Genomic DNA, 11,924 nt, shown 5'->3' with positions numbered 1-11,924 from the left:
TATGTATAATGGCGCTGATCATTCATTAGCATGTTATTTTAAAATCTTATAAATTAAGTGTATAATTTGTTTACCTAAGCTTGTTGGAGAAAGTTATCATGATGCCAAGTTTACCCCAACTATTAATATTGATTGCTGTTGTTGTATTATTATTTGGAACTAAAAAATTACGTTCATTAGGATCGGATCTTGGTGCGTCTATCAAAGGCTTTAAAAAAGCGATGAATGACGATGATGACAAACAAGATCGTAATGATTCACAACAAGTTGAAAATCTTGATTCTTCCGATAATAATACTAATAAAAAAGAGTAGCCTGTGTTTGATATTAGCTTTGGGCAATTACTATTAGTGATGATTCTTGGGCTGGTTGTATTAGGTCCCGAGCGTTTGCCTGTGGCAATTAAAACCGTCGCTGGCTGGATCAAAGTACTTCGTCGCATGTCAGCGACTGTACAATTAGAGTTAAATAAAGAACTTAAATTACAAGAGTTACAAGATAGTTTAAAAAAAGCTGAACAAAGTGGCTTAAAAACGCTCACTCCCGAGATTCAAGCGTCAATTGACGATTTAAAACGCGTTACCGAATCATTACAAAAAGAAATTGATTCAGCCGCTCACATTGATACTCCAACTCATTCTGATAAAGATAAATCATGACAGAAGACGCTACACAACCGTTAATTGGACATCTCATCGAGCTTCGGACTCGACTTTTACGCTGTATTATCTGTATTTTACTGGTATTAATTTGTTTACTCTATTTCTCAAATGATATTTATCATATTGTAGCAAATCCTTTAATTAGCCAATTACCGCAAGGCAGCAGTATGATTGCGACCGATATCGCGGCTCCTTTTTTTACCCCAATTAAACTCACCGCTATAGTCGCTATTTTTATTTCGATTCCTTATGTACTTTACCAAGTTTGGGGATTTATTGCTCCTGCCCTCTATCAGCATGAAAAACGTTTGGTTATGCCACTGATAGTATCAAGTACTGTACTTTTTTATATGGGGATAGCTTTTGCTTATTTTGTGGTGTTTCCATTAGCATTTTACTTTTTTATTCACACTGCACCAGTTGATGTTGCGATTAATACCGATATTACGAAGTATCTTGATTTTGTCATGACACTTTTTATTGTATTTGGTTTTGCTTTTGAAGTGCCTGTAGCCATTATATTGCTCTGTTGGACAGGTGTTACCACACCCAAAAATTTAAGAAAAAAACGCCCATATATTATTGTTGGTGTATTTGCTGTCGCTATGTTTGTGACCCCACCTGATGTATTTTCACAAATTCTTTTAGCGATTCCTATCTGTTTATTGTTTGAAATTGGTACTTTTTTTGCGAGGTTTTATCGCCCAAGAACCACAGATATCAAAGACGATGAAGATGATAGTGAATCAAATAAAACTGAATAAGTCGTTATATAAAAATATAAATGATAAGTAAAGGATAATTATTGATAATGAAAACTTCATTACCTGATTTTAGTCAAGCCAATGTATTAGTTGTTGGTGATATCATGTTAGATCGCTATTGGTATGGTGGAACCAATCGTATATCGCCTGAAGCGCCTGTACCTGTGGTTAAAATTGATGCATTAGAAGAGCGGCCAGGTGGCGCTGCCAATGTAGCAATGAATATTACTTCATTAAGTGGTAATGTTCGTTTAATTGGCTTAACAGGTATTGATGAAGCCGCTAAAATTTTAGATGAAGAATTAAGCAAACATCATGTTCATTGTGATTTTGTTGCTGTTTCTACTCATCCAACCATAACTAAACTAAGAGTACTTTCGCGAAATCAACAATTAATTCGAATCGATTTTGAAGAAGGATTTGATAAAGTTGATGCTAGCCCAATTTTAGAGCGTATACAAACTGCATTAACTACACATAAAGTATTAGTTTTATCTGATTATGCAAAAGGTGCTTTATCATCAATACAAAAGATGATTGATCTTGCTAATCAGGCTAATGTTCCTATTTTGGTTGATCCTAAAGGAACTGACTTTGAGCGTTACCGCGGCGCAACGTTACTGACGCCAAATATGTCAGAATTTGAAGCAGTGGTAGGGCACTGTGATAGTGAGCAAGAAATTGTCGAAAAAGGGCTTGCACTTATCAAAAAATATCAACTAAAAGCACTACTTGTTACGCGTAGTGAAAAAGGCATGACACTATTACAGTTAGACAAACCAACTTATCATTTACCGACCCAAGCTAAAGAAGTTTTTGATGTCACTGGTGCTGGCGATACTGTGATAGCCACATTAGCAGCGGCTTTAGCATCAGGTCAATCGCTCGAAGATAGCTGTTATTTAGCCAATGCGGCTGCGGGGGTAGTAGTCGGTAAATTAGGTACCTCTACAGTATCACAAGTCGAGCTGGAAAATGCTATTCGCGCTCGAAAAGATAATGGTTTTGGTGTTATGACTGAGGATGAGCTAAAAGAAGAAGTTAAAAAAGCGAGACAACGTGGTGAAAAAATTGTCATGACTAATGGTTGCTTTGATATTTTACATGCCGGTCATGTTTCTTATCTTGCCAATGCTCGAAAATTGGGAGATCGATTAATTGTAGCGGTTAATAGCGATGCATCGGTAAAACAATTAAAAGGTGAATCAAGACCGATTAACCCTCTTATGCAACGTATGATTGTTTTAGGTGCGCTTGATTCAGTTGATTGGGTGGTACCATTTGACGAACAAACACCGCAAAGACTTATCGCTAATATATTACCTGATGTATTAGTTAAAGGCGGTGACTATAAACCAGAGGATATTGCTGGGGGGAAAGAGGTGATTGATGCTGGCGGCATTGTCAAAGTACTTAATTTTGAAGATGGTTGTTCAACGACAAATATTATTAACAAGATTAAAAGTCGTTAAATATCATTTTATTAATAAGACTACTTGAGTTAAGCAGGTAGTCTTATTAGCTGTAAAAATTTTTTTTACGCTTTAATTAATATAACACCAGCGTTAATCGTTTCAACTGCTACTAATAAGTTTGTGCTAACTAGAATCATTATATGATGTGTAATAATGTATATGGTTAGTGCGACCACTAAACGTTTTGGATAACAAGTAAAATTATCATTGTTAGAATTAAGTTTAGCTATTACTATTGAGTGGTAGCTTAACCACCTAATATCGCAGCAGTTAATATCAATAAAATAGCTATATTTGGTTAATATCTCTGTAATCCCCATTGAATTTTTTGATTAAAAATCAGATCAATAGACATTGTTATTACATAATAGTATTAATTTAATTATTTAAATTATCCTTTTTTACTTTTGAAGTTACTAGGAAATACAAATCTAGGTCGCGTAATCAATCGTTAATAACTATCATTAAATTTTAAATTTAATACTTTTTTTATTATCTCGTTTGTGCAAAGCTATAGTTAAATGAAGACAACGAGTATTAAGGATATTGAATGACGAAACATTATGATTATATTGCCATCGGTGGTGGTAGTGGTGGTATTGCGTCAGTTAACAGAGCGGCGTCATACGGAAAAAAATGTGCAATTATTGAAGCAAAATTATTAGGTGGTACCTGTGTAAATGTTGGTTGTGTACCTAAAAAGGTGATGTGGTATGGTGCACAAATTGCCGAAGCAATAAAACATTATGGTCCAGATTATGGATTTGATACAACGATAAATCAATTTAATTGGGATAAATTAATTGAGAGTAGAAGTGCTTATATTGATCGTATTCATCAATCTTATGATAACGTGCTACGTAAAAATAAGGTAGATGTGATTCAAGGATATGCTAAATTTATTGATTCACATACGGTTGAAGTAAATGGTGAATGTTATAGCGCGGATCATATTTTAATTGCAGTTGGTGGTAAACCAACTATACCTAACATTCCTGGTGCGCAGTATGGTATTACTTCTGATGGTTTTTTTGCATTGAAAGCATTACCAAAGCGTGTTGCAGTTGTTGGAGCGGGTTATATAGCTTGTGAAATTGCCAGTGTATTACATTCATTAGGCGCACAAACTCATCAATTTATTCGTAAAGCAACACCATTACGTTCTTTTGATCCACTTATTGTTGAGACATTAATGGAGGTTATTAAGACAGAAGGTCAAACTTTGCATACTTTTGCTATTCTTCAGTCTGTTACTAAAAATAGTGATAATTCATTAACATTAACGTTAGAAAATGGCGAAAGTTATACTGTTGATTGTGTGATTTGGGCAATTGGCCGAGAACCAGCAACCAACGATCTAAACTTATCCGCAGCAGGGGTAAAAACTAATGATAATGGCTTTGTTGTGGTCGATAAATATCAAAATACCAATGTTCCTGGTATTTATTCTGTTGGTGATGATACAGGTGCTATCGCTCTAACACCTGTTGCCGTGGCAGCTGGACGACGCTTATCTGAACGATTATTTAATAATAAAGTGGATGAGCATTTAGACTATACTAACATTCCAACAGTTGTATTTACTCATCCAGCAATCGGTACGGTTGGTTTAACTGAACCTGAAGCAATTGCACAATTTGGTGAGCAAAATGTAAAAGTATACACCTCAACTTTTACTGCAATGTATACTGCGGTCACAACGCATCGCCAACCATGTCGAATGAAGTTAGTGTGTGTTGGTAAAGACGAAAAAATTGTCGGAATCCATGGCATGGGTTATGGTATGGACGAAATGCTGCAAGGTTTTGCTGTGGCGCTTAAAATGGGTGCAACCAAAAAAGATTTTGATAATACTGTCGCTATTCATCCAACAGCGGCTGAAGAATTTGTAACAATGCGATGATAATATTCAAATTCTAAAGTGACAACTTAATGAAAAAGCAGATCTATTTGATCTGCTTTTTTTACTAAAATGATTAATGATCCGCTTCGTTTTGCCAGCCGTTTTTAGCCAAAGGATAAAAACCAACAGCAACAGCAATTAGCGCAACAAATGAGATGTAAATTCCCGCACCTAAATAGCTATATTTACCTAATAAATGGTCAGGACTTAATAAATAAATGGTTAATGTAGGTGTAAAAGCACTAAATAGTGCATACGCTAAATTATAAGAAAATGATAAGCCTGAATAGCGAATAGCTGGTGGAAATGTTCTGGTACCAATAATTGGTGTCATGGCAATAGAACCAATAAACAGACCAAATATTGCCCAATTCCAATACAGTTTAGTTAATGACATATCTGGAGTTAATGAACTATAAAAATAGATGCTTGCAATAGCAAGGCCACCCCACGTAATAACTACCGTTTTTGTAGTGCCTAATTTATCATCTAACCAACCAGAAATGACACAGCCTATGGTTAAAGTTAATGCCGCAATACAACCACCGATACGCCAATCAAGATTGGCAAAGTGATACATTCCTCCAACAATACGGCCAGGTGTAATTAAAATACCGACCATGATTGCAGTGGATAATGACCAAGTTAATAAAGCTACAATAATACATGCAGTTTTATGTTTTTGTAGTACTGTAACCACAGGAATATTTTTTTCGATAGCCTTACGGGCAGCTAATTCTTTAAAAATTGGGGTTTCTGATAGGAATCGACGTAAATAAACTGAAATCACACCAAAAATACCACCAATAATAAATGGAATACGCCAAGCATAATCTAAAATATTTTCTTTGGTAAAATAAAGATCAATAATAATTGTTACAATAAAGCCGAGCATAATTCCACCAGTAATGCCTGATGTTAATGTGCCGACACCTAAACCATAGCGCTGTTTTGGCACATGTTCGGCAATAAACACCCATGCACCTGGCATTTCACCACCAATAGCTGCGCCTTGCAGCATACGCATCACTAATAGCAATAATGGTGCAAAAATACCTATCATTTCATAAGTAGGTAAAACACCAATGATAAATGTCGGTAACGCCATCATTGCCACACTTAAAGTGAACATTTTTTTACGTCCTACTTTATCGCCAAAGTGAGCCATAATAATGCCACCAACTGGCCTTACCAAATAACCAGCAGCGAAGATACCCCACGCAAAAAGATCTAAAGTCAATGGCGATAAAGTGTGAGGTAAAAATAGCGGTTTGACAATGGTATCAATATATAGCGCGTAGATAACAAAGTCATAAAATTCTAACGTTCCTCCTAAAGAGGATAAGACTAATGTTTTTAAATCTTTACTGTTTAATGGCCGGGCATTAGGTTGCCACTGCGCATTGATTTCAGATTGACTCATGAAAAGACCTTATAATTATTGTTAAATTAAGATAGATAATAAAGAAACATACTTATTTTTGATTAAAACTAAATATAAAGCGCTCATTTTGCCACAAAAAAATGTGTTTTTTTTTATCATAAAAAAATTTAATGGATGTTATAAAACCGACTATTTGATTTATAATTTACTATAGCTAAATTATGTATAATGTTTTTTTAAATGAATATTAAAAAAATTCATTTATTAGGTAATAACTTAATGAAAAATAATGAAATAACACGTTGTAGTTGGGTTTCAAATGATCCGTTGTATATTGACTATCATGATAATGAGTGGGGTATTGCACAATACGATAGTCTTAAATTATTTGAAAAAATTTGTTTGGAAGGTCAGCAAGCAGGCTTATCTTGGATTACCGTACTAAAAAAACGTGATGAATATCGTCGCTGTTTTTTTAATTTTGATCCTAAAAAGATTATTCAACTAACAGCGCAAGATATCGATAAATTACTTACCAATAAGGGATTAATTCGAAATAAATTAAAACTTAATAGTATTATAAAAAATGCCAAAGCTTATCTTGCAATGCAAAATAACGGTGAAGATTTTTCACAATTTATTTGGTCATTTGTGGGTGGCAAACCAATCATTAATCATTTTAAAGATAAAAGTGAAGTCCCTATTACTACTGATATATCGGATAAAATGTCTAAAGCTCTTAAAAAACGAGGTTTTTCATTTGTTGGTTCGACGATCTGCTATGCTTTTATGCAGTCAATGGGATTAGTGAACGATCATTTTCAAAATTGTCATAAAAGAGGGTATTAATTTAAATGGGTATCTTAAAACTTTTAAAATACTGTGTAATTATCGTTGTTGCTTATTTTATTATTTGCAATATTGTTATTTTTTACTATGCACAGCAAAAACCAGCAAGTCATGCTGACAATTTGATAATATTAGGCTCACAAGTGGTCGGTAATCCTGCGGAGGCACCACCGACTCTACAGGCACGTTTAGATGTCGCTATTACTTACTTAAACGAAAATCCTGAAACCAAAGTTGTGGTGTGTGGTGGTCAGGGTAAAGATGAATCAGCGACCGAAGCAAGTGTTATGGCACATTACTTAATTAGTAAAGGGATCGATTTACCAAGAATCTACATTGAAGATAAATCCATGCGTACCGCCGAACAGTTTGTTAATGTGATGAAGATTTTACCACCAGGCAAAACTGTCGTTGTTACAAATGATTTTCATATACTGCGTTCAATTATGTTAGCAAAACGTTCAGGAATTGAGGATGTGTCGGGGTTATCTGCTGCTTTGAGTTTTGATAATGTTGATAAATATGTGGCGTTTGTGCGAGAACCACTGGCATTACTTAATTCATGGCTCTTCGATCATCCCAACGATCCAAGATAGTCACAACCATAAAAAATGGTAATGCTGAATACTCCCGAACTAATTAATTTATCAATAATTTGTTGATTACCAAACAGTGAGTTTGCTAGTTTGTTAACAGTAAACACTCGACAAATACTGTATTTGCAATGTGTACATGGTATGATGAACACATTGCTTTTTAATTTTTTTAGAAAAAATACAAATATGAAATCAGATACAATTGTTGCACAAGCAACACCACCTGGTCGTGGTGGTGTTGGCATATTACGTATTTCTGGCCCTAAAGCTCAAGAGGTTGCCAAAGCAGTTTTAGGCATTTTACCTAAGCCACGATATGCGCACTATCTACCTTTTTTAGCTTCTGACGGGACAACGTTAGATGAAGGCATTGCTTTATTCTTCCCCAATCCACATTCATTTACTGGTGAAGATGTACTTGAACTTCAAGGCCACGGTGGACCCGTTATTTTAGATCTACTGTTGAAACGTATTTTAGAAATTGCTGACGTGCGTATAGCAAGACCTGGTGAATTTTCCGAACGTGCTTTTATGAATGATAAATTGGATCTGGCACAAGCGGAAGCGATAGCCGATTTGATTGATGCCAGTTCTGAGCAAGCTGCAAAATCGGCAATTTCATCATTACAAGGGGTATTTTCACAAAAAGTTAATGCATTGGTTGAATCGTTAATTCATTTAAGGATTTTTACTGAAGCTGCCATCGATTTTCCTGAAGAAGAAATTGACTTTTTATCGGACGGCAAAATTGAAGCGCAGCTTAATGAAGTGATTGCTCGCTTAAATGAAGTCAGGCAAGAAGCTAAACAAGGTTCGTTATTACGTGATGGCATGAAAGTCGTCATAGCAGGGCGTCCCAATGCCGGTAAATCGAGCTTACTTAATGCATTAGCAGGGCGCGATGCGGCTATTGTTACTGATATCGCCGGCACTACCCGTGATGTATTACGTGAACATATCCATATTGATGGCATGCCATTGCATATTATTGACACAGCAGGGTTACGTGAAGCCAGTGACGAAGTCGAACGTATTGGTATTGAACGGGCTTGGCAAGAAATAAACCAAGCTGATCGCGTACTATTTATGGTTGATAGTACTACGACAACCGAAACCAACCCAGAAAAATTATGGCCTGAGTTTATTGAACGTTTACCTAAGAATATACCGATGACAGTTATCCGTAATAAAGCTGATCTTACGGGTGAACAACTTGGTCTTAGTGAAGTAAATGGCTACTCACTGATTCAACTTTCTGCACGGACAGGTGAGGGTATTGAACTATTACGTGAACATCTTAAACAAGCCATGGGCTATACCAGTAGCACAGAAAGTGGATTTTTAGCCCGTCGTCGCCATTTACAGGCACTAGAAAAAGCCGCTGAACATTTAAATAACGGTAAGTACCAACTAACGACATTTCATGCAGGTGAACTATTAGCTGAAGAATTAAGGTTAGCACAAGAAGCTTTAAGTGAAATAACGGGTCAATTTACTTCGGATGATTTACTTGGACGGATATTTAGTTCGTTTTGTATTGGAAAATAACATAAATCGATAATTATTCTAATTATTGCCATAATTTTCACTGTATAAATTAAACTGGGCTGTATTTGAAATATAAGATTTAATGCTCAAAAGAGGTGAATATTATCAATATAACAAGGATAGTTTGTTGTATTAACATTAGATTCTAACTAGAAGAAACGTAATTATAATAACTTTATATAGAATAGAAATAATCTAGTATGCGTGTAATGCGATTACTGTATAAGTTGGATGATTTATGAAAAACTATTTAGTCAAATTTTTCTTTTAATTATACTAACTTAATTAACTGGTTGTAGCCTTATAGGCTATAAAAAAGTTATCCAATATGTAGAGCCAAGTGCTAATGAACCAAGGGCAAGGGTTATGCTTGTAGGGGATTATGATAGTTGGTATCATTTTAGTATTATCAATTTTGATGTAATAAAACCTAATTTTGGTTATCTATATACTGAAGGTAAAACAACAAATAGACCAAAAGTAAAAAATTTGGGAATGAACGTTACTCTCATTGTATTCGTGGTAAAACTATGACTCTAGAGCAAAATATTGATTATGTTCTTTCCTTTGCAAAGTTGCATTAAATCATAAAAAATATTGCCTTCTTTAGCTATACAAAGTTATTAATAAAACTCAGCTTGAATTTATTAAAAATTAGTTATATATAATGCTATATAGGTACAACCGAAAACAATTATTTAAAAGAATGGTTCTTTGTGTAACATTTAAATGATGTTAAATGAATTTTTATTTAATAGTAGATTTTATCAGATTGATTAGAGAGGTCTATCATGAAATTAATAGTCGATAATATGACTTGTCAGCATTGTGTTAAAGCAATTACTAAGGCGATTAATGATATCGATCCCAAAGCTAAGGTGACTGTTGATTTAGCCAAACATGAAGTTGATATTGAGGGTGGTAGCATTTCACAAGAATCGGCAATTGCAGCTGTCAATGAAGCTGGTTATGAATTTGTGGGCATTTCATATTAATTTTTAATTTGTTTAATAAGCAGATACATATCGGGTGATTTTGCTGTGTAAAGGGTGGCAAAATATTACGCTAAATTTAAAGGGGACTTTAGCTAAAGTCCTTTTTTTGTTTTCCACTATATCCTTGTTGACTATTCATGGTTGCAATGGATTTCACTTAAAGCAATCTCAATAAAAGGCAACCGAAAATCATGATAATGCTACGTGCAGTGATCAGTGATTAAATCTACTTGACTAAGTCGATATTCTTGCCATAATTACAGGAAATGTTGAATATTTCAATAAGTTATTAACCTACAAAAAGTAAAAGGATGAACAATATGCAAGGAAAAACGTTAAATGCGATCGTTACAATCATTGTTGGGTTTGCAATGGTTTTTACCGTCAATGCTTACCAAATTGATTGTCCAAAATCGATCGATGTTCGAGAAAAAATGGTAAACATGCCAGAAGGTTGGGACCTGATTGGTAAGAGCAAATATGCTGATGCTTCTGATATCGATCAGTCTATCCTTTCACAGGAGTTTTGGGGTATTAATGTTTATCTAGACGATCCGGCGGTGATACAAGAACCCGATCAACGTTTGCTGAGTAAAAAGAATGGCGTTAAAAAATATCAGTTTATCTGGGAGGTTGAACAATTTAAACCTAATGAGAACTTTTATGTTCGTTGTGACTACTCCGGAAGTAGGGTTAAATTGGTGCAAAAAATTGACTCATCGATGAAAAGCTGTTGGATTTTTTATTCTGAGGATAAGTACGGCAAGGAAGTATCTCATGAAAATACACTTTATTGCAGTACAAATAAAGCCGAAGATGTTAAATAATCCTATGTGGGATTGCAAAGCTTGGCAATCCCACACCCGTTCAATTCACAAACTGCCATGATATTCCCTAATAATGGGTAATCAAACATCAAGCAATCCATTATTTTGCTCGCTAGCTTTTACCACCATTGATAAAAATGGTGGGTTGGACCAATTCCTTTGCCAATCGATAAATCATCGGCATGACTAATTGCACCTTGTAAGTAGTTCTTTGCTTGTTGAATGGCATCTGGCAAACTGTTTTGCGGTAATAATGCGGTAATTGCAGCTGATAATGTGCACCCAGTACCATGCGTATTTTTAGTTTGGATACGAGGCGATACCATTCTAATTGTTTGGCTTGGAGTAATTAAATAATCTGGGCTTTCTTGACTAAGTAAATGCCCACCTTTGATTAATACCGCTTTACAACCTAATTTTAGCAAGGCATGTCCTTGTACCTGCATTTCATCCTCATTTTGAGCCTCTTGACAATCGAGCAGGGCAGCAGCTTCTGGTAGATTCGGGGTGATAACGGTAGCTAATGGTAATAGTAATTCACGGATTGCATTCACCGCATCGGATTTCAGTAGTGGATGACCGCCTTTAGCCACCATGACAGTATCAAGTACGATGTTGGCAATCGGATGTTTTTTTAAGAGATGATGAACCACTGTCACAATCTCTTTATTCATTAACATACCCATTTTTACACTATTAATGTTGATATCCTGATACAGAGTATTAAATTGGGCTTCTACAAATTCAGGCGAGACAGGTAAAACAGCATCGACGCCTTGCGTGCTTTGTGCGGTTAATGCGGTGATCACTGACATGCCATAAGCACCTAACGCTGAAAAGGTTTTTAAATCTGCTTGTATACCAGCGCCACCGCTAGGATCGGAGCCGGCAATGGTTAATGCAACTGTTGTCATTCTTTGA

11 protein-coding genes and 1 pseudogene are annotated in these 11,924 nt (G+C 35.3%); 10 read left to right on the top strand and 2 right to left on the bottom strand.

Features of this window, described 5'->3' with window-relative positions:
• Positions 1 to 98 precede the first annotated feature (98 nt).
• The 5 genes and pseudogenes from tatA to gorA all read left to right on the top strand — a co-directional run bounded on the left by tatA (position 99) and on the right by gorA (position 4,804).
• Positions 99 to 314, top strand: coding sequence for a twin-arginine translocase TatA/TatE family subunit (gene tatA, locus A9G03_RS07705; protein ID WP_065798855.1), 216 nt, complete (start codon positions 99 to 101; stop codon positions 312 to 314).
• 3 nt (positions 315 to 317) lie between these two features.
• Positions 318 to 632, top strand: a pseudogene (gene tatB / locus A9G03_RS07700) (Sec-independent protein translocase protein TatB); the annotation flags it as partial.
• A 23-nt stretch (positions 633 to 655) separates the two neighbouring features.
• A complete protein-coding gene (gene tatC, locus A9G03_RS07695) occupies positions 656 to 1,426 on the top strand; it encodes a twin-arginine translocase subunit TatC (RefSeq protein ID WP_065798854.1) in 771 nt (256 codons plus the stop codon).
• 47 nt (positions 1,427 to 1,473) lie between these two features.
• Positions 1,474 to 2,898 carry a bifunctional D-glycero-beta-D-manno-heptose-7-phosphate kinase/D-glycero-beta-D-manno-heptose 1-phosphate adenylyltransferase HldE gene (gene hldE, locus A9G03_RS07690; protein ID WP_065798853.1) on the top strand — a complete coding sequence of 475 codons (1,425 nt, stop codon included), beginning with the start codon at positions 1,474 to 1,476 and terminating at the stop codon, positions 2,896 to 2,898.
• Positions 2,899 to 3,451: 553 nt separating this feature from the next.
• On the top strand, positions 3,452 to 4,804 hold the full coding sequence (gorA, locus tag A9G03_RS07685) for a glutathione-disulfide reductase (RefSeq protein ID WP_065798852.1): 1,353 nt from the start codon (positions 3,452 to 3,454) through the stop codon (positions 4,802 to 4,804).
• Between the two features lie 73 nt (positions 4,805 to 4,877).
• On the opposite strand, the gene A9G03_RS07680 is transcribed toward gorA, so the two are convergent.
• A complete protein-coding gene (locus A9G03_RS07680; RefSeq protein ID WP_141671571.1) occupies positions 4,878 to 6,227 on the bottom strand; it encodes an MFS transporter in 1,350 nt (449 codons plus the stop codon).
• Between the two features lie 201 nt (positions 6,228 to 6,428).
• Here A9G03_RS07680 and A9G03_RS07675 point away from each other — a divergent pair, with 201 nt between their 5' ends.
• The 5 genes from A9G03_RS07675 (at position 6,429) to A9G03_RS07655 (ending at position 11,003) form a co-directional block, all read left to right on the top strand.
• Positions 6,429 to 7,037 carry a DNA-3-methyladenine glycosylase I gene (locus A9G03_RS07675; RefSeq protein ID WP_255307736.1) on the top strand — a complete coding sequence of 203 codons (609 nt, stop codon included), beginning with the start codon at positions 6,429 to 6,431 and terminating at the stop codon, positions 7,035 to 7,037.
• A 5-nt stretch (positions 7,038 to 7,042) separates the two neighbouring features.
• Positions 7,043 to 7,633, top strand: a complete 591-nt coding sequence (locus tag A9G03_RS07670) for a YdcF family protein (protein WP_065798851.1) — start codon at positions 7,043 to 7,045, stop codon at positions 7,631 to 7,633.
• Between the two features lie 186 nt (positions 7,634 to 7,819).
• The gene (gene mnmE, locus A9G03_RS07665) at positions 7,820 to 9,181 is read left to right on the top strand and encodes a tRNA uridine-5-carboxymethylaminomethyl(34) synthesis GTPase MnmE (protein WP_065798989.1); all 1,362 of its coding nucleotides are present in this window, start codon (positions 7,820 to 7,822) and stop codon (positions 9,179 to 9,181) included.
• Between the two features lie 791 nt (positions 9,182 to 9,972).
• Positions 9,973 to 10,176, top strand: a complete 204-nt coding sequence (locus A9G03_RS07660; protein ID WP_065798850.1) for a heavy-metal-associated domain-containing protein — start codon at positions 9,973 to 9,975, stop codon at positions 10,174 to 10,176.
• Between the two features lie 320 nt (positions 10,177 to 10,496).
• The gene (locus A9G03_RS07655; protein WP_065798849.1) at positions 10,497 to 11,003 is read left to right on the top strand and encodes an STY0301 family protein; all 507 of its coding nucleotides are present in this window, start codon (positions 10,497 to 10,499) and stop codon (positions 11,001 to 11,003) included.
• 119 nt (positions 11,004 to 11,122) lie between these two features.
• On the opposite strand, the gene thiD is transcribed toward A9G03_RS07655, so the two are convergent.
• A complete protein-coding gene (gene thiD / locus A9G03_RS07650) occupies positions 11,123 to 11,917 on the bottom strand; it encodes a bifunctional hydroxymethylpyrimidine kinase/phosphomethylpyrimidine kinase (protein ID WP_065798848.1) in 795 nt (264 codons plus the stop codon).
• Positions 11,918 to 11,924: the final 7 nt, after the last annotated feature.

This window comes from Gilliamella sp. wkB171 (genome assembly GCF_001693755.1).
Classification (GTDB): domain Bacteria; phylum Pseudomonadota; class Gammaproteobacteria; order Enterobacterales; family Orbaceae; genus Gilliamella; species Gilliamella apicola_F.
This window is presented reverse-complemented; position numbering and strand designations above follow the sequence as displayed.